At 75.1% G+C, this 26,605-nt stretch carries 22 protein-coding genes; 4 read left to right on the top strand and 18 right to left on the bottom strand.

What is annotated here, in order from left to right; translation table 11 throughout:
• Nucleotides 1–63 precede the first annotated feature (63 nt).
• The 14 genes from MID12_RS10070 to MID12_RS10135 all read right to left on the bottom strand — a co-directional run bounded on the left by MID12_RS10070 (nucleotide 64) and on the right by MID12_RS10135 (nucleotide 18,766).
• Nucleotides 64–900 carry a hypothetical protein gene (locus MID12_RS10070; protein WP_263166284.1) on the bottom strand — a complete coding sequence of 279 codons (837 nt, stop codon included), beginning with the start codon at nucleotides 898–900 and terminating at the stop codon, nucleotides 64–66.
• A gap of 218 nt (nucleotides 901–1,118) precedes the next feature.
• On the bottom strand, nucleotides 1,119–1,898 hold the full coding sequence (locus tag MID12_RS10075) for an HAD-IIA family hydrolase (RefSeq protein ID WP_040249071.1): 780 nt from the start codon (nucleotides 1,896–1,898) through the stop codon (nucleotides 1,119–1,121).
• A gap of 91 nt (nucleotides 1,899–1,989) precedes the next feature.
• Nucleotides 1,990–3,477 carry an alkaline phosphatase family protein gene (locus MID12_RS10080; RefSeq protein WP_263166287.1) on the bottom strand — a complete coding sequence of 496 codons (1,488 nt, stop codon included), beginning with the start codon at nucleotides 3,475–3,477 and terminating at the stop codon, nucleotides 1,990–1,992.
• A 232-nt stretch (nucleotides 3,478–3,709) separates the two neighbouring features.
• Nucleotides 3,710–4,786: a 2-aminoethylphosphonate ABC transporter substrate-binding protein gene (locus tag MID12_RS10085; RefSeq protein ID WP_263166289.1), complete on the bottom strand. Its 1,077-nt coding sequence runs from the start codon at nucleotides 4,784–4,786 to the stop codon at nucleotides 3,710–3,712.
• Between the two features lie 83 nt (nucleotides 4,787–4,869).
• On the bottom strand, nucleotides 4,870–5,667 hold the full coding sequence (locus tag MID12_RS10090) for an ABC transporter permease subunit (RefSeq protein ID WP_263166290.1): 798 nt from the start codon (nucleotides 5,665–5,667) through the stop codon (nucleotides 4,870–4,872).
• Nucleotides 5,654–6,577, bottom strand: a complete 924-nt coding sequence (locus tag MID12_RS10095) for a 2-aminoethylphosphonate ABC transporter permease subunit (RefSeq protein WP_263166292.1) — start codon at nucleotides 6,575–6,577, stop codon at nucleotides 5,654–5,656. Before MID12_RS10095 ends, MID12_RS10090 begins: the two co-directional genes overlap by 14 nt.
• On the bottom strand, nucleotides 6,570–7,691 hold the full coding sequence (locus MID12_RS10100) for an ABC transporter ATP-binding protein (protein WP_263166294.1): 1,122 nt from the start codon (nucleotides 7,689–7,691) through the stop codon (nucleotides 6,570–6,572). Before MID12_RS10100 ends, MID12_RS10095 begins: the two co-directional genes overlap by 8 nt.
• Nucleotides 7,688–8,374: a phosphonatase-like hydrolase gene (locus MID12_RS10105; protein ID WP_263173041.1), complete on the bottom strand. Its 687-nt coding sequence runs from the start codon at nucleotides 8,372–8,374 to the stop codon at nucleotides 7,688–7,690. The genes MID12_RS10100 and MID12_RS10105 overlap by 4 nt, the downstream gene beginning before the upstream one ends.
• 410 nt (nucleotides 8,375–8,784) lie before the next feature.
• On the bottom strand, nucleotides 8,785–9,906 hold the full coding sequence (locus MID12_RS10110) for a TIGR03364 family FAD-dependent oxidoreductase (protein ID WP_263166296.1): 1,122 nt from the start codon (nucleotides 9,904–9,906) through the stop codon (nucleotides 8,785–8,787).
• Nucleotides 9,907–10,196: 290 nt separating this feature from the next.
• Nucleotides 10,197–13,322 carry an alpha-N-acetylglucosaminidase gene (locus MID12_RS10115; RefSeq protein ID WP_263173043.1) on the bottom strand — a complete coding sequence of 1,042 codons (3,126 nt, stop codon included), beginning with the start codon at nucleotides 13,320–13,322 and terminating at the stop codon, nucleotides 10,197–10,199.
• A gap of 438 nt (nucleotides 13,323–13,760) precedes the next feature.
• Nucleotides 13,761–14,528 (bottom strand): GntR family transcriptional regulator, encoded by a 768-nt coding sequence (locus MID12_RS10120; protein WP_263166298.1) that lies wholly within the window; start codon nucleotides 14,526–14,528, stop codon nucleotides 13,761–13,763.
• 211 nt (nucleotides 14,529–14,739) lie between these two features.
• Entirely contained in the window at nucleotides 14,740–15,972 is a 1,233-nt protein-coding gene (locus MID12_RS10125) for an anhydro-N-acetylmuramic acid kinase (protein WP_263166300.1), read from the bottom strand.
• Between the two features lie 97 nt (nucleotides 15,973–16,069).
• Nucleotides 16,070–17,449 carry an MFS transporter gene (locus MID12_RS10130; RefSeq protein WP_263166301.1) on the bottom strand — a complete coding sequence of 460 codons (1,380 nt, stop codon included), beginning with the start codon at nucleotides 17,447–17,449 and terminating at the stop codon, nucleotides 16,070–16,072.
• A gap of 255 nt (nucleotides 17,450–17,704) precedes the next feature.
• A complete protein-coding gene (locus MID12_RS10135; protein WP_263166303.1) occupies nucleotides 17,705–18,766 on the bottom strand; it encodes a hypothetical protein in 1,062 nt (353 codons plus the stop codon).
• A gap of 355 nt (nucleotides 18,767–19,121) precedes the next feature.
• On the opposite strand from MID12_RS10135, the gene MID12_RS10140 reads away from it, so the two are divergent.
• Nucleotides 19,122–20,201, top strand: a complete 1,080-nt coding sequence (locus MID12_RS10140; protein ID WP_263166305.1) for a Gfo/Idh/MocA family oxidoreductase — start codon at nucleotides 19,122–19,124, stop codon at nucleotides 20,199–20,201.
• Between the two features lie 119 nt (nucleotides 20,202–20,320).
• Here the strand turns inward: MID12_RS10140 and MID12_RS10145 are convergent, their stop codons facing one another.
• Together MID12_RS10145 and MID12_RS10150 are read right to left on the bottom strand one after the other, a co-directional pair.
• The gene (locus tag MID12_RS10145) at nucleotides 20,321–21,097 is read right to left on the bottom strand and encodes a YidC/Oxa1 family membrane protein insertase (RefSeq protein ID WP_263166306.1); all 777 of its coding nucleotides are present in this window, start codon (nucleotides 21,095–21,097) and stop codon (nucleotides 20,321–20,323) included.
• A gap of 202 nt (nucleotides 21,098–21,299) precedes the next feature.
• Entirely contained in the window at nucleotides 21,300–21,686 is a 387-nt protein-coding gene (locus MID12_RS10150; protein WP_263166308.1) for a DUF6412 domain-containing protein, read from the bottom strand.
• A 365-nt stretch (nucleotides 21,687–22,051) separates the two neighbouring features.
• On the opposite strand from MID12_RS10150, the gene MID12_RS10155 reads away from it, so the two are divergent.
• Both MID12_RS10155 and MID12_RS10160 read left to right on the top strand, forming a co-directional pair.
• Nucleotides 22,052–23,068, top strand: coding sequence for an SEC-C metal-binding domain-containing protein (locus MID12_RS10155; protein ID WP_040249089.1), 1,017 nt, complete (start codon nucleotides 22,052–22,054; stop codon nucleotides 23,066–23,068).
• 142 nt (nucleotides 23,069–23,210) lie between these two features.
• A complete protein-coding gene (locus MID12_RS10160; RefSeq protein ID WP_040249093.1) occupies nucleotides 23,211–23,513 on the top strand; it encodes a hypothetical protein in 303 nt (100 codons plus the stop codon).
• A gap of 74 nt (nucleotides 23,514–23,587) precedes the next feature.
• On the opposite strand, the gene MID12_RS10165 is transcribed toward MID12_RS10160, so the two are convergent.
• Together MID12_RS10165 and MID12_RS10170 are read right to left on the bottom strand one after the other, a co-directional pair.
• Nucleotides 23,588–23,950 carry a VOC family protein gene (locus tag MID12_RS10165; RefSeq protein ID WP_040249096.1) on the bottom strand — a complete coding sequence of 121 codons (363 nt, stop codon included), beginning with the start codon at nucleotides 23,948–23,950 and terminating at the stop codon, nucleotides 23,588–23,590.
• A 102-nt stretch (nucleotides 23,951–24,052) separates the two neighbouring features.
• Nucleotides 24,053–25,084 (bottom strand): GlxA family transcriptional regulator, encoded by a 1,032-nt coding sequence (locus tag MID12_RS10170; protein WP_263166311.1) that lies wholly within the window; start codon nucleotides 25,082–25,084, stop codon nucleotides 24,053–24,055.
• 387 nt (nucleotides 25,085–25,471) lie between these two features.
• On the opposite strand from MID12_RS10170, the gene MID12_RS10175 reads away from it, so the two are divergent.
• On the top strand, nucleotides 25,472–26,602 hold the full coding sequence (locus MID12_RS10175) for an MFS transporter (RefSeq protein ID WP_411577053.1): 1,131 nt from the start codon (nucleotides 25,472–25,474) through the stop codon (nucleotides 26,600–26,602).
• Nucleotides 26,603–26,605: the final 3 nt, after the last annotated feature.

Here is a 26,605-nt window from a genome sequence, read left to right on the forward strand (position 1 = left end):
CCCCGTTCCCCCGCGTTCTCCCCCGGTGGTCCGCCCGGTGGTCCGCCCGCCCCTCAACTCCCGTCAGCCACGCGGTTTTCCGCCGGTCCGCGCGGCTCGGCGGCGGGTGCTCCGTACCGCCATCGCGACCGCGGCCACCGAGGCGAGGGCGAGGCCGGTGACGGTGTGCCGGGTGCCGGGGCCCGCGAGTTCGGGCTGGGCGGCCATCTCCGGGGCGGCGGCGCCGGGGGGCCGCGGCCCGGGCGAGGCGGAAGGGGCCGCGCCTGTCGCCTCGGGGGCCGCCGCTCCCTGCTGCTCGGCGGGGGCCGACGTCTGCTCCTCGCCAGTGGCCGACGTCTGCTTCTCGCCGTGGGCCGCTCCCTGCTTCTCGCCGGGCGCCCGCCTCTGCTGCTCGCCGGGCGCCGAGCTCGCGGGGTGTGCCGCGTGGCGGGCGCCCTGGGCGCCGTCGTCCGCGCCGCTCTGCGAGGGCGCCAGGTCTCCCGTGCGCGCCCGGTCGCCCGCCCCCTCGTCGAGCACCCGGAAGGTGGTGAGCAGCCCCCGGTCGGCCCGGGCGGCGCCGTCCGGGTCCACCGGGCTGCCGGTGGTCGCGCAGGCGATCCGCACCTCGTGCAGGCCGAGGGTGGCGGTGGGCCGTATCCGGGCCTCGGCGCGGAGCGGGGCGCCCGGGGCGGCGGCGAGTTCGGCGGGGGCGGCGAAGGCCGGGGAGTAGGCCCGGCCGGTGCGGCCCGGGCAGCCGGTGACGGTGAGCGCGACACTGCCGCCGCGGTCGACGACCGCGGGCGCGACCCGCACCACCCCGTCCCCCGCGGATGGCGGCGGCCCCTGGACGGCGCCCGCGGGTGCCGCCATCAGGACGGCGCCCGCGGCGGCGGCGCTCAGAGGGAGCAGAGCTATGTGCATCGTGAACCTCCTACTACGGCAGGTTCACCTCCGCGGAGGCACTTCGCATCCGGAGCGCTACGCAGCGTAGCCACGGGCCCGGCGCCGACCGGGCGGCCGGGCCACCTCTCAGCCGGGAACACCCCGGTCGGCGGCGGCCGGAACACCCCGGCTCCGGCCACGACTCCGAAGGCAGCCCCGCCCCCGCCCCCGACCCCGACCTCGGCCCCGCCCCCGCCTCAGACCAGATCCACCAGATCGGCGATCGAGCGCACCACGGTGGACGGCCGGAAGGGGTACTTCTCGATGTCGGCCTCGGCGGTGAGGCCGGTCAGGACGAGGAAGGTCTCCATGCCCGCCTCCAGACCGGCCAGGACGTCGGTGTCCATCCGGTCGCCGATCATCGCGCTGGACTCGGAGTGGGCGCCGATCGCGTTCAGGCCGGTGCGCATCATCAGCGGGTTCGGCTTGCCCGCGAAGTAGGGCTCCTTGCCGGTGGCCTTGGTGATGAGCGCCGCCACCGAGCCCGTCGCGGGCAGCGGGCCCTCGGTGGAGGGGCCGGTCTCGTCGGGGTTGGTGCAGATGAAGCGGGCGCCCGCGTTGATCAGCCGTACCGCCTTGGTCATCGCCTCGAAGGAGTACGTACGGGTCTCGCCGAGTACCACGTAGTCCGGGTCGGCGTCGGTGAGGACGTACCCGATGTCGTGCAGGGCGGTGGTCATGCCCGCCTCCCCTATGACGTACGCGGTGCCGCCGGGGCGCTGGTCGTCGAGGAACTTGGCGGTGGCGAGGGCGGAGGTCCAGATGTTCTCGACCGGGACGTCCAGGCCCATCCGCTTCAGGCGGGCGTGCAGGTCGCGGGCGGTGTAGATGGAGTTGTTGGTGAGGACCAGGAAGGGCTTGCCGGATTCGCGGAGCCGCTTGATGAAGGCCTCGGCTCCCGGGATGGGCACGCCCTCGTGGATGAGGACCCCGTCCATGTCGGTGAGCCAGGAATCGATGGGCCTGCGGTGTGACATCGTGCGGGTCTCCTGCCGTACGCCGAACCGAACCGAGAAAGTGCCGTGCTGGGGGCGCCGCCACCACACCGTGCCGACGCCCCCACCTTAATCAGCCGCTGGTCAGCCGGACCCCGTCGAGCGCCCAGAACCAGTTGTCGCCCCCGCGGTAGCGGAAGCGCACGGTGGCCTCGCGGGCGCCGGAGGGGACGTCCAGGTCGAGGTGTTCGACGCGGGAGGGGACGTCCTCGGTGTAGGTGGTGAGGACCTGCGGCGCGCCGCCGTCCCAGGAGACGGAGACCTCGCCGCGCTGCTCGCCCTCCTGGCGGTAGAAGGTGGTGTACGTGAGGGTGGCCGCGCCGCCGGAGACCGGGTACGCGGGGCTGACCAGGGTGGAGTCGAAGGTGCCGTCGGTCCCGGCGTCGGACCACTCGTCGCCGTCGGCCACCGCGAAGACGCCGCGGGAGCGGAGGTTGGACTCGCGCTCCTGGTCGGGGGCGGCCCGGGTCCAGAACTCGTCGGTGGTGAAGGTCCAGCCGCGCCACTCGGTGATTCCGCCGCCGCCCATCGCGGAGTTGTCGACCGACCAGCCCTTCGGCGGGGTGTGGGTGAAGCCCAGGGTCTCGCCGAGGCCGCTCTCGTCGACCGCGGTCTCCAGCTTCTCGCGCAGGCTCTCGAAGTCGTCGGGGGCGGGCTCCTGGAAGGGGCGGCCGTCGAGGTCCCAGGCGGGGTCGAGGGCGATACCGAGGTGGGCGAGGGCGCCGGCCGCGAGGTCGGGCATCCGGATGTCGTGCCGGACCGCACCGGGCTCGGCGCCGCCGCCCACCGCGAGCAGGAAGGTCTGCCGTTCGGCCCAGGAGGAGCCGCCGTGGCCGCCGGGGTCGGTGTGGCCGTGGTCGGCGGTGACGAGGATCAGCCAGTCCTCCTCGCCGTGGCTGCCACGGGCGCCGACCGCGTCGAGGATGCGGCCGACCTGGGCGTCCACGCCCGCGATGGCGTCCAGGTACTCCTGGCTCGCGGCGCCGGTGCTGTGTCCCGCGTGGTCGACGTTGTCGAGGTGGACGAAGACGGCGTCCGGGTCGCCGTCGGTCAGCTCGGCCACCGCGCGCCGGGTGGTGCCCTCGTCGTACTCCTCCTCCGGGGTGGAGACGCGGGTGTCGACGGCCGGGGAGATCACGGTGTCGGTGAGCGGGTTCCAGGAGCAGACGGCGAGGGTCTTCAGCTCGGGCCGCGCCTGCTCGACGCGGGTGAGGAAGTCGGGGTAGCGGTCGAAGGCGTTGCCGGTGAACTCGTTGTCCCGGACGCGGTGCTTGTCGGGCCACACCCCGGTCAGGACGGTGGCCCAGCCCGGTCCGGAGAGGGTGGGCGCGAGCGGCTCGGCGTAGATGCTGCTGCGGGCGGTCAGGCCCTCCGTCATCAGCTGCTGGAGTCGCGGGGCCCGGGCGTCCTCGATACGGGTGAGCAGGGCGCCGTCGATGCCGAGGGCGAGCACCTTCGGTCTGCGGGCGGCGCCGCGGGCCACCGAGGCGAGCGGGCCCGCTCCGGCGGCGGCGAGCGCGGCGGCGCCGAGCAGCAGGGAGCGGCGGGAGAGGCGTGACATGGGGGTCCTCCGGTGGGGGGTGTCCGGGCGGCCGGGCTGCCGTGCCGGGCGGCCGGGCCGCGGCCTCCGGCGGCGGGCGCCGCGGAGGGTCTTGGTCCATACCTGTTATGCATTGGAGATAATCGCGGATGCGCGGCCGGGCTTTACAGCACCGGACGGTAAAGAGATTCCGGAGGGCAGGGGTGCCGGGCCCCCCATCGCCCGTCTCCACCGCCCGTCCCGACCGCTCGTCTCAACTGCCCGTCGCCGCCTTCCAGTCGTCGACGTGGTCCGTGAGGTTCCCGGCGATGTCGGCCCAGTCGGGGGTGAAGACCTCGACGCCCTCCATCACGGACTTCAGGGCGCGGGCGTTCTCGTCGGTGGGGTGCACATCGCGGCGTACGGTGAAGCCGCGGCCGATGGCGCTGACCTGCTCCTGGGCCCGCTTGCCGAGCAGGAAGTCGAGGAGCCTGCGGCCGTTGCCGGGGTGCGGGGCGCCCTCGACCAGGCCCGCCGCGTAGGGGAGCGCGAAGGTGGTGGGGCGGCCGCCCTGCCGGGCCGGGAACCAGATGCCGAGGTGGGGCAGGCTCGCGGACTGGGCGTGGTTCATCTGCACATCGCCGTTGGCGACGAGGAGTTCGCCCTTGTCGACCTTGGGCGCGAGCTTGCTGGTGGAGGAGGACGGGCCGACGTTGTTCTTCTGCAGGCGGCCCAGGTAGTCCAGGGCGGCCTTCTTGCCGCCGAAGTCGTGGATCGCCTTGATCAGTACGGCGGTTCCGTCGCCCGCGATGCCGGGGGTGGAGTACTGGAGCCGGTTCTTGTAGCGGGCGCCGAGGAGTTCCTCCCAGGTCCGGGGCGCGGTCTTCAGCCGCCTCTTGTTGTAGACGAAGCCGAAGTAGTTGTTCACCACCGGGGTCCACTTCTTCCCGGATCCCTTCGGGGCGCCGGTGAGTTGGGCGGCATCCTTCGGCTGATATCCCGTCAGCAGGCCTTTCTCCTCGGCCTGTTGGATGAAGGGCGGCAGGGTGACCAGGACGTCCGCCTGGGTGTTGCGCTTCTCGCGGACGGCGCGCTGGACCATCTCGCCGGAGCCGCCCTCCACGTAGTCGACCTTGATGCCGGTCTGCTTCGTGAAGTCCTCGAAGACCCGGTCGTACCAGCCGTCGCCCTTCTCCCCCTTGAGTCCGTCGGCGCTGTACACGGTGACGGCCTTCTCGTCGGAGGCGGCGGAGCCCGCGTCGCAGGCGGTGGCCGTCACCGCGAGGACAAGGCAACCACCGGCGGCCACAAGGGACTTGAGGGTACGGGGCAGGGTGGGCGGAGTGGACATGGCAGGGGTGTCTCCTGAGTACGGGGTGGGAGCGGCGGGCGAACGCACCCGCGCGGAAGGGGAGTTGGCGTCCGCGGTGGACGTCAGCGGTAGGAGGCGCGGTTGCGGAGGCGGGAGAGGGCGAAGAGCACGGCGAGTGTGGTCGCCATCAGGACGACGGCCAGGGCGGAGCCGGTGAACAGGGCGCCCCGGTCGGTGGCGGTGTAGATCTGCACCGGCAGCGGCACCCAGCCGGGCGGGTAGAGCATCATCGTGGCGCTCAACTCCCCCATGGACAGGGCGAAGCAGAGCCCGGCCGCCGCGTTCAGGGAGGGCAGGAGCAGCGGCAGCCGGACCCGCAGCAGGACGTACCAGGGCCGGGCGCCGAGCGAGGCGGCGGCCTGCTCGTAGGCGGGGTCGAGGCGGCCGAGCGCGGCGGTGACCGACTGGTGGGCGAAGGCGGTGACCAGGACGGTGTGGGCGAGGACGACGATCCAGGGGGTGCCGTTGAGCAGCAGCGGCGGCTGCGAGTAGGCGACCAGGACGGCGAGCCCGACGACGACCGAGGGCACCGCGAGCGGCAGCACGAACAGCGCGTCCATCAGGCGGCGCCGGCGCCCGCCGAGCGCGTGTGCGGACAGGGCCGACCAGCCGCCGAGGAGCAGGGCGAGCAGGCCGGCGCCGAGGGCGGTGGCCAGGCTGGTGCCGAGCGCCTGGAGGGAGGAACCGCGGGTGGCCGCCTGGTAGTTGGCGGTGGTCAGGCCCGAGGGCAGGGCGCCGGACCAGTGGGTGGCGAAGGAGGCCGCGAGGATCACGCTGAGCGGCAGCGCGAAGAGCGGCAGGAAGAGGGCGAGGAAGAGCGCCCACAGCGCCCATCTGCCCTTGCGGCTATGCACCAGCACGGCGGCTCACCACCCGGTAGAGGGCGTAGAGGCCCACGGAGAGTGCGATGTTGACGACGGCGACGACGCAGGCGCCCGGGTAGTCGGACTCCAGGATCGCCTTGCCGTAGACCAGGGTCGGCAGGGTGGTGACGCCCTTGGCGCCGGTGAAGAGCACGATGCCGAACTCGTTGAGGCACATCACGAGGACCAGTCCCCCGCCCGCCGCGAGCGCGGGCAGCGCCTCCGGCAGGATCACCGTGCGCACGATCCGCAGCGGCCGGGCGCCCAGCGAGGAGGCCGCCTCCAGCTGCGCGGTCTCCAGGTGGGCGAAGGCGGCGAGCAGCGGGCGTACCACGAAGGGCGTGAAGTAGGTGATCTCCGCGAGGAGGACGCCCCAGGGGGTGGTGAGGAAGGCGAAGGGGCCCTCGGCGGCGCCGGTGGCCCCGATCCACACTCCGTTGGCCATGCCGACGGTGCCGTAGACGAAGACCAGGGCGAGGGTGACCAGGAAGGAGGGGAAGGAGAGGAAGACGTCGATGAACCGGGCGAGCGCCCGGGTGCCCGGCATCGGCACAAAGGCGATGATCAGCGCGAGCAGGAAGCCGAGCAGCAGGCAGCCCGCGGTGGCGGCGAGCGCCAGCCAGACGGTGGTCAGCAGCGCCTCACGGAAGGCCGCGGAGCCGAGGACCCCGGTGTACGGGGCGAGGGAGGTGCCGCCCTCCTCGGGCTGGAAGGACTGCCGCACGACGAGGTACAGCGGGTAGAGGAAGAGCAGCCCGAGCGCGGCGAGCGGGGGCAGCGCCCAGAGCGCCCGGGTACGGCCGCGGGTCGGGGGCCGCGGCCGGGCGGGCTCACCAGGCGGTCCCGACCGGGCTGCCGGGTACGGCAGTTGAGCGGGCGCCGCCGGGAGCAGAGTGGGGTCAGCCATCGGTGCGCCCCGCTCCGGTCAGGGCGCTCTGCGCCGCGGTCCCGGGGGCCGCCCGGCGGTCCGCGTCCTCGCCGATCCCGGCGGGGAGCAGTACCGCGTCGCCGGGGGCGAAGTGCACGGTGATCCGCTCCCCGAGGGCGGGCGGGGTGCGCAGCTCGCGCAGGTCCGCGGTGAGGGTGCGGCCGCCGAGGTCCAGGTGCAGCCGGTGGGTGGCGCCCCGCCACTGCACCTCCCGGACCGTGCCGACAAGGGAGTTGGGGCCCTCGCCGAGGGCGATCAGATGCGGGCGCAGGCACAGGGTGGCGCCGACCCCGGGGGCCAACTCCCCGCGCTCCACGGCGAGTCGGGTGGTGCCGAGGAGGACGCCGCCCTCGGTGACGGTCACCGGCAGCAGGTTGGCGCCGCCCACGAAGGAGGCGGTGAACTCGGTGCGCGGCCTGCGGTACAGCTCCTGCGGGGTGCCGACCTCGCGCAGCCGGGCCTTGTCCATGACGGCGATCCGGTCGGCCAGGGTCAGCGCCTCGACCTGGTCGTGGGTCACGTACAGCATCGACATCTTCGGCAACTCGCGGTGCAGACGGGCGAGTTCGGCGAGCATGCCGGAGCGGAGCCGGGCGTCGAGGGCGGAGAGCGGCTCGTCCAGGAGGAGCACCTCGGGGCGGATGGCGAGCGCGCGGGCGAGGGCGACGCGCTGCTGCTGGCCGCCGGAGAGCTCCCGGGGGTGGCGCCGGGCGTAGGCGGCCATGCCGGTCAGCTCCAGGGCCTCGGCGACCCGGCCGGGTATCTCCCGGCGGGGCGCCCGCCGGGCCCGCAGGCCGAAGGCGACGTTCTCCTCGACGCGCAGGTGCGGGAAGAGCGCGTACTGCTGGACAACCATGCCGATGCCCCGCCGGTACGGAGGCAGCCCGGTGACGTCCCGGCCGCCGATCCGCACCCTCCCGGCCGCCGGGTGCGTGAACCCGGCGACCGTGCGCAGCGCCGTCGTCTTGCCCGAGCCCGAGGGGCCGAGCAGCGCCATGACCTCCCCGGGCTCGACACCGAGGTCGAAGCGGTCGAGGACGGTGGTGGCGCCGTAGGCGACCGAGACGTTCTCGAAGCGGATGCCGCCGCTCATGGCCGGGACCCGAACTGGTCCAGCAGCGCGGGCAGTTCGGCCACCGAGCCGAGGACATGACTGGCGCCCGCACTCCGCAGCGCCGTCTCGTCGTGCGCCCCGGTGAGCACCCCCGCGACGACCGGGGCCCCGGCGCGGCGCCCGCTGAGCATGTCGTACGAGGTGTCCCCGGCGACGGCGATCTGGTGCACGCCGTCCGCGGCGCCGGTGCGCAGGAAGGCCTGGAGCACCATGTCCGGCCAGGGGCGGCCGCGGCCACCGGCGTCGGCCGGGCAGAGGGTGAGCGCGACCAGGTCCCGCCAGCCGAGGGCGGCGAGGATCGCGTCCTGGGTCGGCCGGGCGAAGCCGGTGGTCAGCACCACGGTGCGGCCGGACTCCTGCAGGCGCTCGATGGCCTCCCGCGCGCCGGGCAGCGGGGCGATGCGCCCCGCGGCGACCTGCTCCGCGTACGCCTCCTCGAAGGCGGTGTTCGCGCGCTGCGCCAGGTCCTCGGCGCCGAAGAGGTGCCGGAAGACGGAGATCTTCGACTCGCCCATGGTGGCGCGGACATGGGCGAGCTTGGCCGCGTGGTCGGCGGAGCCGGGCTCCACCCCGAGGCGGGCGGCGGCGGCCGAGAAGGCCTGCTCCACCAGGCCGCCGTCGGCGACGGTGGTGCCCGCCATGTCGAGCACGGCGAGGCGGATGTCCGAGGGCGCGCCCTCCGCAAAGGACGCCGGGCGGGCGTCCTCGCGGCGCGTACGTACCGGGGTCGTGGTGGTCTGGGGGTCGGTCACGGGGGGCGGGGGGGGGGGGGGGGGGGGGGGGGGGGGGGGGGGGGGGGGGGAGGGGGGGGGGGGGGGGGGGGGGGGTGGGGGAAGAGGTTGGGAGGGGGACGCGGACAGGGGTGGGGAGGGGCGCGGGGCCGGGGGCTTCGCCGCGGCCTGCACCGGGGGCTTCGCTGGGTCCGATACCAGGGGCTTCGCTCGGTCCGGTGCCAGGGGCTCAGCTGGGTCCGGTGCCGGAGGCTTCGCTCGGTCCGGGGCCGGGGGCTTCGCTGCGGCCCGTGCCGGGGGCTTCGCCCGGACCCGGGGGGCCGGGGGCTTCGTCACCGGGCTCACCAGCCGAGTGCGTCGGCGGTCTGTTCGGCGATGGCGGGTGAGCAGGTCATGCCGCGACCGCCGGGGCCGGTGACCAGCCAGGCCGCCTCGCGGACCTGCTCGCGGTGGACGAGGCGGGTGGTGTCGGTGCACTGCGCGTACACCCCGGCCCAGCGGCGGACGATCCTCGGCAGCGGGCGGCCGAGCAGTGTCTCGGCGACCTCCCGCACATGCGCGTAGGGCTCCTCGGCCACGTCGAAGCCGAAGGGCTGCGCGTACTCGTGGGTGTCGCCGAGGGTCAGTCCGCCGTCGCGGCGCTGCACCATCAGGAGCTGCATCTTGTGCGCGGCGGCCACCTCGGGCTGCGGCTGCCCGGAGTTGAGCGCGTCGAGCGCGCCGCCCGCGTACGCCGGGTAGTAGCGGAAGCTGTCGGCGTCGGCGACCGAGGTGGTCAGGGTCTCGCCGAGCGGCGCGGTCTGCATCATCTGCAACCGCACCCGGCGCACCGGCAGTTGCGGCGCCAGCTCGCGGACCATACCGCCGAGCCAGGCCCCGGTGCACAGCACCACCTGGTCGCCGCGGTGCACCTCGCCGTGGTCGTCGCGGACCGCGCCCCGGTCGAGGACCTCGCGCACCTCGCGGCCGGGCAGGAAGGTGTAGCGCCCGGACCCGGCGAGCGCGGCGCGCAGGGCCAGTTGGGCGGTGCGCGGCTCGACCTGCGCGTCCCGCTCGCAGTACAGCGCGCCGGTGAACTCCCCGCGCAGGGCCGGGTTGAGCGCCCGGGTCTCGGCCGCGGTGAGCAGCTGGTGCCCGCGCGCCGCGGCCTCGGGCCGGGACAGCGCCTCCTCGGCGACGGCCCGCTCGCGCGCGGTGCGCACCGGGGTCAGCGAACCGCTCGCCCGGAAGCCGAGGTCCGGGACCCGGGCGGCGATGGCCTCCCAGAGTTCCCGGGCGCGCAGGGCGGCACCGAGCTCCTCGCCGTGGGCACGCCCGCCGACCCAGACCAGGCCGAAGTTGCGCAGCGAGGCCCCGCGGGCCTCCGCCTCGCGCTCGATCTGTACGACCTCGTGGCCGCGTTCCACTGCCTGCCAGGCGTGCATGGTTCCGACCACGCCGCCTCCCACCACTATGACTCTCACGTCGGCAACGCTCCTCGGGGTGAGTGGAATCAGTCCGTCCGCCCGGCAAAGGACCGGTGAACCGACTCCCAAGTTTGGACTAGACCCGTTACGTTAGCGTTATCGAGAGGGGAGATCGAGACCGGATGGGAGCGGTAAGACCTCTTCGGCACGTTCCGCGCCTTATGCCGTGACGAGACCTCGGCCACAGGAGGGGCGCGGGGCCGCCTCGGGGCGCCCGGGTCCACCCGTACGTACCGCCCGTGGGTGGAGCCGGACGGTACGTACGGGTGGAGAGTCCTCCCGGGGGTCTACGTCGCGCTCCACCCGCTGAACTCGACCGTGCCGCGCGCCCCGCCGCCGCCGTTGGTGGCGGTCATGAACAGGCCCGCGTCCTGCCGGGCCGCCGCGCCGGGGACCCGTACGGCGGCGACCTCGCGCCAGGTGGTGCCCGCGTCGGTGGAGCAGGCGCCGGTGAAGGTGTCCCCGGCGCGGCTCAGCCGCAGCAGCACCGGGGCCTTGACGCCCTTCAGGCTGCGGTAGGTGTCCAGGGTGCCGTCGCCGGTGCTGTCGTAGGAGAGGACGACGCCGTTGCCGGGGGTGGCGGCGAGGTTGAGGAAGCCGGGGGCGCCCGCGGTGGCGAGGCTGTCGCGCACGATCAGGCCCGCGCGCGCCCAGGGCCCGGTGGCTGCCTGGCTGTCCACGGACACGGTGAGGACCCCGCCGTCCGCGAGCGCCCCCGCCCGGTAGAGGGCGCCGAACTCGGCGGTGCCCTTCCAGAGGTCGGCGCCCGCCCCGTCGACGGCGAAGCGGTCGTCCAGCTGCCCGAAGACCGCCGCGTTGGTGGTGACGGTGCGCCAGCCGTCCGCGAGCGGACCGGCCTCGAAGAGGGTGCCCCGCTGGGCGGCCTCCACCCGCCGCTCGCCCTCGGGCCCGTACCGCGCGGTGAGCGTGTACGGGAGCGGGCGCAGCGGGCGGTCCAGGGGTTTCGCGGGGGCCTTGGCCCGCCAGCGGACGGTGCCGGTGCCGGCGGGTGCGACGCGCGGCAGCCGGGCGGGGCCCTCGGGCTCGGCCTCGACGCCGGTGAGGGTGAAGTCGACGGGGCCCATCGCGCGCAGGCCGTTGACGTTGCGGAACTCGGCCGCGAGGAGGGCGTGGCCGCCGGGCGGGAAGGCGGGCGGCTCGCTGCTCACCGCCAGCCGGCCCTGGTAGGGCGCCCGGGCGAGCACCGCGCGGACCCGGGAGGCGGTGCGGTAGGGGTCGGTGACCGGGCGCAGCGGATAGTCCTTGCGGGTACGGGTCCAGGGCTCCTCCACCGCGAACCAGTCGACCTCCGGCGGCTCCTCGCCGGTGTCCAGCGCGTCCTGGAGCAGGTCGAGCCACTTGCGCCAGCGCGGCAGGTAGAACTCGCCGATCAGCCCGTGCCATTCGCGGTTGGCGTACTCGTGGAGCTTGCCCGGGTCGGCGGTGTCCCGCTCGCCCCAGACGGTGAGGAGCACCTTCGCGGTGCGCTCGAACTCGGCGCGCTCGGCGGCGGTGGTGCCCATCCGCCGGGCGTCCTCCACCCAGGGGCCGAGGAGGAAGGCGCGGTGTCCACCCGTCAACTCCTCCGCCAGGTGCATGAGCCGCAGCCACAGCCGCGCCAGCTCCCGGAAGGTCCCGGCGTCGCCCCGCTCGTAGGCCGCCCGCAGCTGGGGCAGGTACTGGCGGCTGCGGTGGGCGAGGGCCTGGCGGGCCACGTCCACCAGGTCGTAGGCGTAGGCCTGGCCCCGGCGGCGGGCCGGGGCGACGGCGAGCAGCCCGGCGAGGGCGGCGTCGAAGCGGCCGGGATCGTAGGCGAGCGCGGCGGGCGCGTAGGCCGAGGAGCGCTCCGCGCTCAGCGAGGGCCGGGCGGTGAACAGCGAGTCGTGCGGGTCGCTGCGCTCCTTCGCGGTGTGCTGGTACGCGGTCTCCTCAAGGGCCCGCCAGGCCGCGCGGGCCCCGGGGTCCCGGCCGCCGTAGCGGAAGTCGGCGTAACCGGCGAACCAGTCGGCGCGGTCCGGGGCGCTCTCCCGCCAGGCGAGTTCGGAGAACAGCTCGAAGGCGGCCGGGTCGCGGTCCACGGCCTCCGGCAGATAGGCCGTTCCGGTCAGCGCGCTGTCCGGCTTGTCGCGCCAGGCGAAGAACTTCTGTGTCCACAGGTGGGCGCGGGCGCCGAGGGTGGTGCGCCCGCCGAAGTTGGGGATGGTGCCGAAGGCGTAGGGGGTGCCCGCCCAGTCCTTCTCCCGGTCGGTGACGCTGGAGTAGCGGTCGGAGACGCCGTCGACGATGAGCATCCGCTCCTTGTCCACCGCGTCCAGCAGCTCGGGCAGCGGATTGGCCTCCCAGCCGAGGATGACCCAGGTGCCCTCCGGATGGGCCGCCCGGAGCGCCTTCTGCACCCCGCGCGCCGCCTCCGGCACCGGTACGTCGCCCGCGGTGCCGCCCTCGTGCAGCAGGTCCATCTTGAAGTGCCGTGCCTCGCCGAAGAGTTGGCGCTGATGGCGGTAGAAGGAGGCGGCCACCGAGGCGAAGGAGTCGGTGCGCGGGTCGAGCCAGTCGGGGCGGGCGAAGCCGTGCCAGGTGCCCTGCGGGACGACATGGGCGTCGCCCCCGTTGCGGTCGACGAAGCCGTCCGGGACATGGCCGTAGTAGCCGGGCAGCACCGGGGACATGCCGAGTTCGCGCAGCCGCGCGGTGATCCGGCGGCCCAAGTCGGCCCGCTTGGCGATCAGTTCGGCGGAGAGCGGGCCGCCGTATCCGGCCAGGTTCTGCAGCAGCCACCAGGGCTGGTGCGAGGGCGCGGGCAGCCAGGCGCGCGCCTCCGCGTCGCTGTAGCCGAACTCCTCGAGCACCCGGTGGTAGACCGCCTCCGCGCCCGCGATGACCATGACCTCGTTGCAGCCGTGCAGCGCCAGGAGGTCGATCATCCGCTCCCAGTACGCCCAGTCCGCGTACGGGGCGGTGTAGCCGTCGCTGGTGTCGTTGAGCACGAAGCGGTGCTTGAGCGTGGTGGAACGTTCCAGCGGGCGGCGCGGGGCGGGCAGCCGGTCCGGCAGGTCCACCTGCGCCCCGTTCCACGCGAGATGGGCCCCGCATCCGTACTTGAGGTACCAGTGCACCCCGGTCAGCAGGGTGGCCGGGCCGGTCGCCTCGACGGTGAGGTGCCCCCGTCTCCCGGTGACGCGGAAGTGCTCGCGGCCCTCGTGCGGGGGCCGCAGCCGCAGGGTGAACTGCTCGGCGTGGTGCGGCAGCAGGCGCCGCAGGGCGGCCCGGGCGGCGCCGGTGCCCCGGTCCTCGGCGGCGCCCGGCGCGACACCCGGCGCGGCGGCCGGTGCGCCGGGCGCGGCGGCAGCGGCGGCGGTGGGGAGCGCGAGGGCGGACCCGGCGCCGAGGGCACCCGCGGCCCCGAGGACCAGTCGGCGGGGCAGGCCCGAGGAGCCCGGAGCGGGCGGCGGAGACGACGGCGGCGAGAGGGGCGGGGAGGACGCCGAGGAGGGGGGAAGGTGCGGGGGAACGGTCACGGAAACCCCAAGCTGTCGTACGGGCGACGGAGGTACGTGCCCAGCGCACGCTAAGTGGGCGCGCACACCGGAGCAAGGGTCGTGCGCACCTTCCGTGTCGCCCCGAACGCGCCGCGTACGCGCCCCGCGACCGGAGCTGACGCCCCCTCAGGGAGCGTTCACGCGGGCGGGTTTCGGCCATCGGGGGGCGGGGCTACGGGGATCTCTGAGCCGGGTGGAGTAGGGCTGTACGCCGGGTTCTGTCGCCCGGGGGCCTCACGGTGTCCCCAGTGGAGGACTCGCCGTACTCGGGTGGAGGAAGCCAGCGGGCGCGGGTGGAGGAAGCCCCGGAGGTCAGGTGGAGGAGTCCCCGAGCCGGGTGGAGAAGGAGAAGCGGTCGCCGCGGTAGAGGCTGCGTACGCGTTCCAGGGGGCGGCCCTCGGTGTCGCGGGAGATCCGGTGGATGAGGAGCATCGGGAGGGCGGGCGGGGTGCCGATCAGGAGTGCCTCGCGGGGCGTGGCGAGCACGGTCTCCAGGCGCTCGTCGGCGTCCCCGAAGGCGATGCCGAGGCGGTCGTGCAGATAGGAGTAGAAGGAGGAGTCCGGGTCGAAGTCGGTGTCCAGATCCGGTACCCGCTCCGCCGCGACATAGGTCGACTCCAGGCCCATCCGCTCCTCGTCCGCGAGCAGCACCCGCTCCAGGTGCCAGACCGGCTCCCCCGGCCGGAGCCCGGTCTCCTCGGCGAGCGCCGCGTTGCAGGGGAAGCGGTCGAGGCCGATCAGGTTCCGGCCCGGGGTGCGCCCCTGCCTGCGCACCCCCTCGGTGTAGCTGACGAGGGAGAGCGGCTGCTCCAGTTTGGGCCCCGCCGCCACGGTGCCGCGGCCCTGGCGGCGCAGCTTGCCCTCCAGGAGCAGATCGCGCAGGGCCTGCCGCACGGTCTCGCGGGCGACCTCGTAGCGCTCCGCGAGAGCCCGCTCGGTCGGCAGCGCGCCGCCCTCCGCCAACTCGTCCACGAGGAGGGCGATCCGCGCCTTCACCGCGTAGTACTTCGGAATCCGGCCGTGCTCGGGGATCCCGGAGCGCACGGGGGCGCCGGGTGCCTGGTCGTTCGGGTAGTCCACCGGGGAATCGTTGCAGACGGCCACGGAGTCGGGGGGCGGCGGGGCCGTGCCGCCGCGCTCCGGGCGGGCCCGCCCGGTACTCGCCGTGCCCGGCACCCGCCGTGCCCGGTATTCGCCGTGCCCGGTATTCGCCGTGCCCGGTATTCGCCGTGCCCGGTATTCGCCGTGCCCGGTACTCGCCGCAGCCGGTACCCGCCGGGCCGACGCCCGGTCAGCGCGCCGCCGCCTCGATCCGCAGCCGGGTCGGTGCCCTGCGGCGCGGGGGCAGCGGCGGGAAGCCGTCCGCGCCCGGGGTGAGGGAGCCGAGGACGCTCGGGTGGGCGGCGCCGGTGCAGGCGGGGACCGTGGCCGGGAGCCCGTGCAGGCTCAGAAAGCCGAGCACGGCGAAGGCGTAGGCCTCCTTCGCGGCGGACGGCAGGCCGAGCTCGTCGGAGGTGCGCAGCGGCAGGGCGCCGAGTTCGCGGCGGAGCATGGCGAGGAGCGTCGGGTTGCGGGTGCCGCCGCCGGAGGCGATCACCTCGGTGCCGCCGACCGCGCGGACCGCCTCGGCGACGGTGCGCGCCGTCAGGGCCGTCACGGTGGCCACCACGTCCTCTGGCGGCAGGGGGTCGACCAGTCTCAACCGCTCGCGCAGATAAGGGAGATGGAAGAGTTCCTTGCCGGTCGTCTTCGGGGGCGTGCGCGCGTAGTACGGCTCCCGGAGCAGGTGCGCGAGCAGCGGCGGATGCACGGTGCCGCGCGCCCCGAGCCGCCCGTCGGCGTCGTAGTGCAGCCGCCCCTCGGTCAGGTACCGCACCGCGGCGTCGAGCAGCGCGTTCGCCGGTCCGGTGTCGAAGGCCACCGGCTCCTCACCGGCCGCCGCCGCGGTCAGATTGGCGATGCCGCCGAGGTTCAGGGCCACCGGTTTGCCCGGGCGCCCGCGCAGCCACAGCACGTCGAAGGCGCTGACCAGGGGTGCGCCCTGGCCGCCCGCGGCGACGTCCCGGGCCCGCAGATCGGAGACCACGGGCAGCCCGGTGCGTTCGGCGATCCAGGCGGGCTGGCCGAGTTGCAGGGTGCCGCGGACCCGTCCCGCCTCGGTCCAGTGGTAGACGGTCTGCCCGTGCGAGACCACCAAGTCCGCCCGGCCCGCGCAGAGTTCGCGCCGGGCGCGGTCCGCGGCCCCGGCGAAGGCCTGCCCGAGGGCGGTGTCGAGACGGCAGACCGCCTCCATCGTGGTACCGGACGGCGGGAGTTGGGCCGCGAGCGCCGCCCGCACCTCCTCGGGATGCTCGCCGCCGAACCAGCCGAGGGGGTCGAGGAGCAGGGTGGCACCCGGGTCCCCGCCCGGGCCGATATCGGCATCGGCGTCGGTAGCGCTGTCGGCGTCCTCGAAGGTCAACTCGGCGGCCGCCGCGTCGATTCCGTCGTACGAGGTGCCGGACATCAGGCCGATGACCCTCATCGCCCGCACCTCGCGTACCCCTGCCCGCACCTCGCGCAGCGCTGCCCGCACCTCGCGCAGCGCCGCTCGCTCCTCACGTACCGCCGCCGCCCGTTCCTCATGCCTCGCTCCTCGTCGACGGCGCCTCGTGGCCCGCGTCGCGCAGCGGGCGGCGGTGGGCGTCGCCGCGCAGGGTGAGGAGGGCGCCGATGCTCACCAGGCAGGTGGCGGCGACGTAGTAGGCGGGGATGTCGGCGTTGCCGGTGTGTTCGATGAGTTCGGTGATGATGAGGCCCGCCGAGCCGGAGAAGATCGCGTTGGAGAGGGCGTAGGCCAGGCCGAGGCCGATGTAGCGGACGTCCGTGGGGAACATCTCGGCGAGCATGGCCGGTCCGGGCCCCGCCGCGAGTCCGACCGCGGCGCCCGCCGCGCAGACGCCGAGCCCCTTGGCCCAGGTCGGGGCGTCGCCGTCCTGGAGCAGGCTCATCAGCGGGAAGGCGAGCAGGACGACCAGGACCATGCCCGCGACCATCACCGGGCGCCGGCCGATCCGGTCGCTGAGCATCCCGGCGGGCAGGATGACCGCGGCGAAGCCCAGGTTCGACACCACGGCGGCGAGCAGCGCCTGCTGGAAGCTGGCGTCGAGCGCCACCTGCAGATAGCCCGGCAGGACGACCAGGAAGGTGTACCCGGCCGCCGACCAGCCCATCAGCCGCCCGGCGCCGAGCGCGACGGCCCGCGCGGTGGCCCGGGGGCTCGCCCGGTCCACCGGTGCGCGGGAGGCGTCCTCACCGGGTGGCCGCCCGGCGGCGGTCCGCTGGAAGGACGGGGTCTCCTCCAGGCGCAGCCGCAGCCAGAGCGCGATCAGGCCCAGCGGCAGGGAGAGCAGGAAGGGGATCCGCCAGCCCCAGTCGTTCAGCTGGGCGGTGCTGAGCAGGGTGGCGAGGAGCGCGGCGGCGCCCGCCCCGCCGAGCAGGCCGAGGGCCACGGTGAAGGACTGCCAGGCACCGTAGAGCCCCCGGCGGCCCGGCGGCGCGAACTCGGTCATCACCGCCACCGCACCGCCGAACTCCCCGCCCGCGGACAGGCCTTGGACGATCCGTACCGCCGTGAGCAGCCAGGGCGCCGCCGCCCCGACCGTGGCGTACGTCGGAAGGAGCCCGATCAGCGTGGTGGCGCCGCTCATCAGCAGAACGACGAGGATCAGCACCGGGCGCCGCCCGATCCGGTCCCCGAGCCGCCCGAAGAGGGCGGCGCCCACCGGGCGGAAGAAGAAGGCGAGCGCGAAGGAGGCGTACGTCTTGACCAGGCTCTCCAGGTCGCCGGTGCCCCCCGGGCTGAAGAACTGGGCCGCGATGGTGGTGGCGAAGTAGCCGTAGACACCGAACTCGTACCACTCGATGAAGTTGCCCACCGAACCGGCCGCCAGGGCGCGGCGCCGACCGGGCGGGGCCTTCGGCTCCTCGCCGTGCTCGCGCTGATCGACCGGCTTGTTCATCGGCTGCCCTCTCGCGTCACCATCCGAGAAGGGTCCGCTCCGGCGGACCTGCGCACAAGACTCCGTACCGGGCCCGGTCTCTTCCGTTTCCGGGCCCGCCCTCCTGCGAGCCGGGCCCGCTCTCCGCGGTGCCGGGCCCTCGCTCCTCCGTACCGCCTCCGTACCGCCCTCCGTACCGTCCGACGGAGTCGCCCCTCGCCTTCCGGGTCATCTGGACTGCTACCAAGCCGACTTGGGGGTCGGGTCACCTCGTGGTCAGGCCGCGTCGCGAGAGGCGTTCCGGCGCAACTTCCTTGCTACGCGCAGCAATACGGTCCCGGTCACGAGGAACACCGCGGCGAGGGCCGTGAGTTGGGGCAGATGGCGCTGACCGGTACGGGCGAGTTCGGGGCGCGGCCAGGAGTCCGGGAGGCCGTCGCCGCCGGTGGTGTCCGCGGCGCCGGTGTCACCGGACTCGGTGTCACCGGACTCGGGGCGACCGGGCTCCGGGTGACCGGCGCTCTCGCGGGACTCGCGCTCCCGGGACTCCTCCGTGAGCCGCCCCTCCGGGGCCTCCGGCCGCTCGGTGGCCTCGGGCGCGCGGCCGGTGGCGGAGAGCAGCGTGAAGCGGTGCGGCGCGGACTGCCCGAACCAGTCGCCGTCCGCGCCCCGCCGCCGTACCACCGTCACCTCGGCCGTCAGCTCGTCCGGCGCCGCGTCCCGGGCGAAGGCCAGCCGCATCCGCACCCGGCGGGTGTCGCCCGCGGACAGCGGGAAGCCCTCGAACCCGGGACCCGCGAAGACCCCGATGGTCTCCCCGCGGTCGGTGTGCTCACGCTGCACCGGCCGCCACCGCCCGCCGTCGTGGAACTCCATCCGGACCTGTCCGGGGCGCAACGTCCCCTCCGCGTCGACGAGTACGAGCAGGGGGTGCAGCGCGCGGCACCGGGTGCGGGTGGTGTTGGTCAGCTCGACCGTCCAGTTCCGCGGGGCGGCGCCCGCGCGAAGGCGCGGCTCACCGGTGGCGTCGAGGCGCGCGCGGACCGGGAAGTCGGCGCCCCGGGCGGCGCACTCGCGGGCCGGGGCCGCCGCCGGGGACGGTTCCGCGGCGGCGGCCGGGACCGCGCCGACCAGCGGGGCGGGCACGGTCACCAGACCGAGGAGGGCGAGCGGGGCCAGGGCGGCGGCGAGGGCTCGGGAGGCGGCGAAGGCGCGGGGTCGGGCGGCGGTGGGTCGGGAGGCGGTGGGTGCCTGGCTCGGGGTGCGGGTCCACGAGCGGGGACGTCCGCGCGCAGGGGTGCGGCTCTCGGCTGCTTCCGGGCCACTCCGAGCCCGCACCCCGAGAACCCGCGTCCCGGCCCCCGGCTCCCCGCTGCTGCTTCCGCTGCTGCCGCTGCTGCTGTCGCTGTTTCCGCTTCCGCTTCCGTGTCCGGGTCTGTTTCCGCTTCCGGTTCGGCTGTGCATGCCATGCCTCCTCCCGCGGCCCGGCGTACGCCACACCCCGCTACCCCCGTTCAGCGGCGCCCTTCCGCCCGTTCGGCGGGGCCGGGGAGCGACCTGGGCCGGGCAAGGAGGCCCGCGGACCCGGCGGCCGCACCCCGGGAACGGGACGGCGGCACCGGTGGACCACCCCTCCCCCGGCGGGCGGCGACCCCGTACGGCGCCCGGTGTTCTCCCTGCCTAAGCTGGCGCCATGACTGGCACGCACCCCCTGCGCACCGGACTCGTGGGCTACGGCCTCGCGGGTTCCGTTTTCCACGCCCCGCTGATCGCCGCGACCGAGGGGCTGCTCCTCGACACCGTGGTCACCGCCAACCCCGAGCGGCGGGAGCAGGCGCGGGCCGAGTTCCCGGAGGTGCGCTTCGCGGCGGGACCGGAGGAGCTGTGGGCGCGCGCCGGTGAACTCGACCTGGTGGTGATCGCCTCGCCGAACAAGACCCATGTCGGCATCGCGCGGGCGGCCCTGGAGGCCGGGCTGCCGGTCGTCGTGGACAAGCCGCTCGCCGGTACGGCCGCCGAGGCGCGGGAGCTGGCGGCGCTGGCCGAGGAGCGCGGGCTGCTGCTCTCGGTCTTCCAGAACCGCCGGTGGGACAACGATTTCCTCACCCTCGAGGAGCTCGTCGAGGGCGGCGAACTGGGCGAGGTCTGGCGCTTCGAGTCCCGCTTCGAGCGCTGGCGGCCGCGGCCCAAGGGCGGCTGGCGCGAGTCCGGCGACCCCGAGGAGATCGGCGGGCTGCTCTACGACCTCGGCAGCCACATCGTCGACCAGGCGCTGGTCCTCTTCGGCCCGGTGGAACGCGTCTACGCCGAGTCCGTGGTGCGCCGCTCGGGCGCCGAGGCGGACGACGACACCTTCTTCGCGCTCACCCACCGCAGCGGGGTCCGCTCCCATCTGTGGGCGAGTTCGACGGCGGCCCAGCTCGGGCCGCGCTTCCGGGTGCTCGGCTCGGGTGGCGGCTATGTGAAGTACGGGCTCGACCCGCAGGAGGCCGCCCTGCGCGAGGGCCTGCGCCCCGACTCGGAGACCGCCTGGGGCGTGGAGCCCGAGTCGCTCTGGGGCCGTCTCGGCTCCGGCGAGTCCCCGCTGACCGGCGGCGGCAAGCCGGTACCCACCCGGCACGGCGACTACCCGGCGTACTACGCGGCGGTGGCCGCCGCCGTCCGCGGCGAGGGCCCCAACCCGGTCACCGCGCGGGAGGCCGCCGCGGCCCTGGACGTCCTGGAGGCCGCCCGCCGCTCGGCCCGCGAGGGCGTGACGGTGACGCTGGGCTGACCGCGGACGCTGAGGTGACCGCGGACGCTGGGATGACCGCGGCGCGGATGCTGGGCTGACCGCGGGGTGCGGGGCCGGGGCAGCACGCCCCGGTCCGCTCGCCGCCCCTCCGGCTTCCGTCAGGCCGCGGCGCCCTCCGCCCGCGCCTCCGGCTGCTCCCGCTCCCGCTCCCGGTAGAGGACCGCCCGTTCGACCGCGCTCCAGGTCGTACTGGTGACGACGTAGAGCGCGGCGGCGAGCGGCAGTACCGCGACGCTGATCAGGGTCAGGAAGGACATCAGCGGCAGCACCCTGGTCAGGGCGCCGAGCCCCGGGGCCGGGCGCCCGTCCTCGCCCGTCGGGAGCAGCGGGCCGGAGGCGGCCATGCCCCGCCGGGTGCGGCGGAGATTGGCCGTGGCCACGGCGGCGACCAGCAGGAAGAGCGCCAGATAGACGAGGCCGGGCGCGCCGAAGGGGCCGCCCTCGGCCAGGGCCTGGTGCCAGCGCCCGCCGAGCGGGACGCCGAGGAGGGTGTGCCCGAGCAGGGCGTTGGGCTCGCCGCCGATGCTGCCACTGGAGAACAGGTGGTAGAGCAGGAAGAACGCGGGCAGTTGCAGCAGGCTCGGCAGGCAGCCGGAGAGCGGCGAGACCTGGTGCTCGGCGTGCAGCGCGGTGAGCGCCCGCTGCAATGCCGCCGGGTCCTTGCGGTGCTTCGTACGCAACGCGGCGACCTGCGGGGCGAGTCGGGCCCGCGCCCGCTGCCCGCGCGCGGCGGCCAGGGACAGCGGCAGGACGAGGAGCCGTACCAGTGCGGTGAAGACCACGATCGCGGCGGCGGTGGCGGAGTCGTGGAACAGGGGGTCGAGCAGGTCCGCGAGAGACGCGACCAGGTCGGCGAAGACGGACAGCGATGCCATGGGAGGAGCCCTCCGGGGGTCTCGTCGTGCCGGTCGCCCCGTGCGGATGCGGAAGGGGGGACCGGGAAGGGAGGAGAAGACCTCGGCGGGACGGACCGTACGGACGGGGCGGCGCGGTCGGGCGCCCCGGCCGGGAGGCGGGCGCACGGCGGGGCCGCGTACCCCGGGGGCACGCGGGCGGTTCAGCCGGTGCGGCGCTTCCTCATACGGCCGTCACGGGCCGGCACCCCGGTGCCCGGGGCCTCGGGCGCCCGGCGGCATCGGGATCGCGCTGGGGCAGGAAGGCGGTGCGCCGGGCCCGGTCGCGGATGGCGGTACGGACCCGGGCGTGCGGCACCGCGGGCACCGCACGCGCGGCGAGCAGGGCGCAGAGCGCGAGCAGCGAACCGGCCGCCGCGGTGGCGGCGAGCGTCATGGCGGCGCCGAGCATCCCCGCCTCGGCGAACAGCACCTCGGAGAGGACCACCAGGAGCGGCAGGAGCAGGCGCCGGAGGAACGCGGGGTGCGCGGGGTGCACGAGGGCGGTCAGGCGGGTCGGGGCCGGGGTTCGGCGGGAGCGCGTCGCCGCCGGATGTGCGAGGGCGGTCATACGGGCCGGAGTCGGGGCCCGGTGCGAGGCCGCCGCCGGACGTGCGAGGACCCCGGTCGCGCCCAGGTCTCCACCCGTGCCCATGTACCGCCTCGCCCTCCCCGCTTCGCTTCGTACCCCGGTGGTCCCGGTCGTCCCGGCTGCCCACCTGCCCGCGTTCCCGCGCCCACGCTCTTCGCCCCGTGTCCGCGAGCCCGTGAACGCACCTGCAACGCCCCTGCGGACGTGCCCTGTCCGGTTATACCCGAGAGCCGGGGCCCGGCTGCTCCACCCCAGGGAGGAGATCGACCGGCCGCCGATGCCGCGCTGCTCACACTCCCGGCACCGTTCGTTTCACGTGGCCGCAACCGCAGTACCGTGTCCGCATGCGCCCCGAAACGTCAGCCGATTCCGTCGACCACATCGCCGAAGCCGAACGCCTGGAGCGCACCGCCGGGCTCTACCCAGAGGACGCGGAGCAACTGCTGCTGCAGGCGGCCGCCCATCTCGAACTCGCCGGTGCCCGCTCCCGCGCGAGCACCCTCTACGACCGCCTGCTCTCCGCCGCCCCGACCCCGCTGGAACGCCCCGACCTGGTCAAGGCCCTCAAGGCGGCCAATCTGTGGGAGTACGGGCACGAGGCCGAGGCGCGCGCCAACCTCGACGGGGTACGGCTGGCGGCCCCGCGCGAGGGCGCCCCGTATGTCATCGCGGGCGAGGCCTACGAGGCGCACGACGACCTGGACGCCGCCCACGAGACCTTCACCGAGGGCGTCCGCCAGCTGCTCTCGGCGCAGGCTCCGGCGGCCAAGGACCTGCAACCGCTGCTGGTCGGCCGCCACCGGGTGCGCCGGATGCTCGGCGCCGAACACGACGAGTGGGACGCGCTCGCCCAGGAGCGGCACACCGGCCCGGTGGCCCTGGACGAGCTGCACGACCCCAAGCGGGTCTGGTCGCTGGGCTCGGACAACCCGGCCGAGATCCAGGCCGAGATCTCCCGCCTCAACGCCGAACTCGGCGCCTACCGCGCCGCCTTGTCCCGCCCCTTCCCGGTGGCCGTACTGCACTGGCCCGCCGCGGAACTCGCCGAACTGCTCGCCGCCTACCCGTCGTTGGCCTCCGAGTACCCCTCCCACGAGGAGCACCTCGCGGCCATAGAGTCCAGCCTGCGCGAACTCGCCGACTCCGGCACCGCCAATATCGGCATCGTCTCCGCCACGGTCCCTTCCTACGAGGCCTTCGCCGCCTCCGAGGGCAGCTCCCCCGCCGACACCGAACTCCTCCCCCAGTACGCCACCACCCTCGCCGCCCGCGGCCGCGCCACGGCCTGGCCCCCGGCCGCGACCGACACCTGCTGGTGCGGCTCGGGCCGGACGTACGGGGAGTGCCACGGGGCGGGCTGAGACGGCGGCGGCCGGGTGCCCGCCCCGCTCCACGGCGGTCCGGGCACCCGCGCTAGCCTCGTCCCGTAGCCGCACCTGGGGCGGTATCCGCAGCTCATCCCGTTCATCCCGTTCATCCCGTACGCGCACGCATGGAGCACAGATGGCGAAGGTTCCCGCGGCGGTGCTGGCCTCGGCCGGGCTCATCGGTGGGTACGCCACCGCCCGCTTCACCAGGAAGCGGCAGCTCGGCGGGGCCGTGCTCGCGGTCGCCGGGGCCGCCGCCGCGAACCAGTGGCGGGAACAGGCCGGAGGGAAGGCCGCGGGCGCGCTGACCGCCGCCTACCTGGGCGCCTTCGGGGCCTCGCATCCGCTGGCGAAGAAGATCGGGGCCTGGCCCGCGGTGTTCTCGGTGGCCGGTGCCGTGGCCGCCGCCTCCTGGGCCGTCGCCGACCGGCGGGGCTGAGGCACCCGCACCCGCCGGGGCATCCCCACCAGGTCGCGAACGGGCCGGGCCCGCGTGTTCCTCGGGCCCGCGGCTCAGTCCTCGCGGTGGGTCAGCACGTTCACCACGCGGCCGCCCGGGTCGCGTACGAAGAAGCGGCGTACGCCCCATTCCTCGTCCCGCAGTTCACGGACGATCTCGGCGCCGCGTGCCGTGACGGCGGCGTAGACCGCGTCCACGTCCTCGACCTCGACGCTCAGCTCGGGGACGACGGGGGCGGTGCGCTCCTCGGTGAAGAAGGAGATCTGCGCGGTGGGGTTGGCGGGGGAGGCCATGGTGACCACCCAGTCCATGTCCATCACCTCCTCGAAGCCCAACAGGCCGTAGAACGTACGGTGCCGGTCCGTCGCTGCGGTCGAGCCGGTGTGCAGATCGGGCATGATGCGGCGGATGGTCATCGCTGAGGTCTCCTGCCTGCGGTGGCGGTCGGTCGGCTGCTGGGCCAGGGGCTGCGGGGTCCAGTGTGGCCCGGGTCGCGGCGCCGGGCGCGGCCGGGCGGGTCAGCGCGGCCCGGCGGCGCCGCGGAAGGTCGCACGGTAGGCGCCCGGTGAGACGCCGAGGGCGCTCTGGAAGTGCTGGCGCATCGAGGCGCCGGTACCGAAGCCGCAGGTGGCGGCGACGCGGTCGACGGTGTGGTCCGTCTCCTCCAGCAGGGTGCGGGCCCGGTCCACGCGCCGCTGGGTGAGCCACTGGACCGGGGTGAGGCCGGTCTCCTCGCGGAAGCGGCGGCTGTACGTCCGTACGCTCATGCCGTCCCGGGCGGCGAGGGCGGCCAGCGTGAGCGGTTCGCCGAGGTGGTCGAGGGCCCAGGCCCTGGAGGCGGCGGTCGAGGTCGACTCCGGTTCGGTGACCGGGCGTTGGATGTACTGGACCTGGCCGCCCTCCCGGTGCGGGGGCACCACCGTGCGGCGGGCGGCGCCGGTGGCGACGGCGGCGCCGTGGTCGCCGCGGATCATGTGCAGGCACAGGTCGATGCCCGCGGCCTCGCCCGCCGAGGTCAGCACGGCGCCCTCGTCCACGTAGAGGACGTCCGGGTCGACGGTGACGTACGGAAAGGCGCGGGCGAAGCGGTCGGTGGACTGCCAGTGGGTGGTCGCGCGGCGGCCGTCGAGCAGGCCCGCGGCGGCGAGGACGAAGGATCCCGTGCAGATCGAGGCGAGCCGCCCGCGCCCCGCCGCCTCGGCCAGGACCTCGGTCAACTCCCGGTCCAGAGAGCCGGGTTGAAGGGACTCGTCGAGTTCATGGGAGGCCGGTACGAGGACCGTGTCCGCCGCCCGCGCCGCCTCCAGGCCGTGCGGGGTGTGCAGCGTGAAGTCGACGTCGGTACGGATGGTGCCGGGCTCGGGGGCGCAGGTCACCACCTCGTAGAGCGGCGCGTCCGCGGCGTCCCGGGCCGCGCCGAACAGCTGGTGCACCAGGCCGAGTTCCATCGGCAGCACACCGTGGCGGACGAGGACGGCGACCCGGTGGCGGGGGCGGGAATCCTTCCGGTCCGCGGCCGGGGTCCGCTGGGCGGGAGCACGAGAGGCCATGGCCAGATTCTTGCACATCTCGGCCATCTGGCCACTGCCGGAGAGGGGCGGCCCGGGCGCACGCTCGTCGCATGACCAGCCACACCACCTCCGACAGCACCGCCGACACCGCCTCCTCCGGCGCCCCCGACAGCGCTCCCACCAGCAACGGGACCGGCGACGACATCAGCAACGACACCGGCTGCGCGGTCGGCGGCCACGGCGTGACCGGCGGGAGCACCACCTCCGGTCACCTCCACACCGCCTCCACCCCCACCCGCGCCCGCACCCACCCCCCCCCCCCACCCCGAGCGCCACATCCTCCCCTGGCTCATCGCCGCGCTGGCCGCGCTGGCGCTGATCACCGCCGGGGCCGCCGGGACGCTGGCCGGGCTCCTTGTCGGGCCGCTGCACCGGGAGTTCGGCTGGTCGCGGTCGATGATCGGGGCGGGGAGCCTGGTCAGCCTGGTGATGTACGGGGCCAGCGCGCCCTTCGCCGCGGCGCTGATGGACCGCTTCGGGATGCGCCGGGTCGTCTCCGGCGCCCTCGGCCTCGCGGGCACCGGGGCCGCGCTCACCGCGACCATGGCCGCGCCCTGGCAATTCGCCCTGTACTGGGGGCTGTTGGTGGGCCTCGGTTCGGGTGCCGCCGCGCTGGCCTTCGCGGCGGCGGTCGCCGAACGGTGGTTCGTGCGCCGCCGGGGACTGGTGACCGGCATCCTCACGGCGGCGGGGGTGGTGGGCCAGTTCGTCTTCCTGCCGGTGCTCGCCGGGGTGATCGGCGCCTACGGCTGGCGGGCGGCGGTACTCGCCGTCGCGGTCGCGGCCTTCGGCACCGGCGCTCTGGTGCTGCTCTTCCTGCGGGACCATCCGGCCGACGTGGGCCAACGCCCGTACGGGGCAACGGAGTTCGTGCCGCGCCGGGCGCCGGAGCCGGGGGCGGCGCGCCGGGCCGTGCGGGTGCTCGGCGGCGCGGTGCGCAGCGGGCCGTTCTGGCTGCTCGCGGGGAGCTTCGCGGTCTGCGGGGCCTCGACCAACGGCGTGATGTGGAACCACTTCGCGCCCGCCGCCCATGACCACGGCATGCCGGTGACGCTCGCCGCCTCGCTGCTCTCACTGGTCGGGATCTTCAATGTCGCCGGGACCGTGGCCTCCGGCTGGCTCAGCGACCGCCTCGACGTCCGGTGGCTGCTCGCCTCGTACTACGCGCTGCGCGGGCTGTCGCTGTTCGCGCTGCCGCTGCTGCTCTCCGCCACTGCCCGGCCTCAACTCCTGGCGTTCATGGTGGTGTTCGGGCTGCTCGACGTGGCGACGGTGCCGCCGACGATCGCGCTCTGCCGGGAGCGGTTCGGCGCCGACGCCACCGTGGTCTTCGGCTGGGTCGGCGCCGCGCACCAGCTCGGCGCGGGCCTGCTCGCCCTGCTCGGCGGCGCCGCCCGGGACGTCTTCGGCAGCTACGACCCGATGTGGGTGGCGACCGGCGCCCTCTGCGCGGCGGCGGCGATCCTGGCGCTGGCGGTGCCCCGCCCCCGCGCCTGAGGC

Origin of the sequence: Streptomyces sp. SCSIO ZS0520 (genome assembly GCF_025643355.1) — a bacterium.
Classification (GTDB): domain Bacteria; phylum Actinomycetota; class Actinomycetes; order Streptomycetales; family Streptomycetaceae; genus Streptomyces; species Streptomyces physcomitrii.

What these genes read in the sequence shown, in the direction of transcription:
- MID12_RS10125 (WP_263166300.1), bottom strand. Translation starts at nt 15,972, where the DNA reads ATGAGGGTCATCGGCCTGATGTCCGGCACCTCGTACGACGGAATCGAC.
- MID12_RS10145 (WP_263166306.1), bottom strand. Translation starts at nt 21,097, where the DNA reads ATGGCATCGCTGTCCGTCTTCGCCGACCTGGTCGCGTCTCTCGCGGAC.
- MID12_RS10170 (WP_263166311.1), bottom strand. Translation starts at nt 25,084, where the DNA reads ATGGCCTCTCGTGCTCCCGCCCAGCGGACCCCGGCCGCGGACCGGAAG.
- MID12_RS10150 (WP_263166308.1), bottom strand. Translation starts at nt 21,686, where the DNA reads ATGACCGCCCTCGCACATCCGGCGGCGACGCGCTCCCGCCGAACCCCG.
- MID12_RS10155 (WP_040249089.1), top strand. Translation starts at nt 22,052, where the DNA reads ATGCGCCCCGAAACGTCAGCCGATTCCGTCGACCACATCGCCGAAGCC.
- MID12_RS10070 (WP_263166284.1), bottom strand. Translation starts at nt 900, where the DNA reads ATGCACATAGCTCTGCTCCCTCTGAGCGCCGCCGCCGCGGGCGCCGTC.
- MID12_RS10100 (WP_263166294.1), bottom strand. Translation starts at nt 7,691, where the DNA reads ATGAGCGGCGGCATCCGCTTCGAGAACGTCTCGGTCGCCTACGGCGCC.
- MID12_RS10095 (WP_263166292.1), bottom strand. Translation starts at nt 6,577, where the DNA reads ATGGCTGACCCCACTCTGCTCCCGGCGGCGCCCGCTCAACTGCCGTAC.
- MID12_RS10165 (WP_040249096.1), bottom strand. Translation starts at nt 23,950, where the DNA reads ATGACCATCCGCCGCATCATGCCCGATCTGCACACCGGCTCGACCGCA.
- MID12_RS10140 (WP_263166305.1), top strand. Translation starts at nt 19,122, where the DNA reads ATGACTGGCACGCACCCCCTGCGCACCGGACTCGTGGGCTACGGCCTC.
- MID12_RS10080 (WP_263166287.1), bottom strand. Translation starts at nt 3,477, where the DNA reads ATGTCACGCCTCTCCCGCCGCTCCCTGCTGCTCGGCGCCGCCGCGCTC.
- MID12_RS10130 (WP_263166301.1), bottom strand. Translation starts at nt 17,449, where the DNA reads ATGAACAAGCCGGTCGATCAGCGCGAGCACGGCGAGGAGCCGAAGGCC.
- MID12_RS10085 (WP_263166289.1), bottom strand. Translation starts at nt 4,786, where the DNA reads ATGTCCACTCCGCCCACCCTGCCCCGTACCCTCAAGTCCCTTGTGGCC.
- MID12_RS10160 (WP_040249093.1), top strand. Translation starts at nt 23,211, where the DNA reads ATGGCGAAGGTTCCCGCGGCGGTGCTGGCCTCGGCCGGGCTCATCGGT.
- MID12_RS10075 (WP_040249071.1), bottom strand. Translation starts at nt 1,898, where the DNA reads ATGTCACACCGCAGGCCCATCGATTCCTGGCTCACCGACATGGACGGG.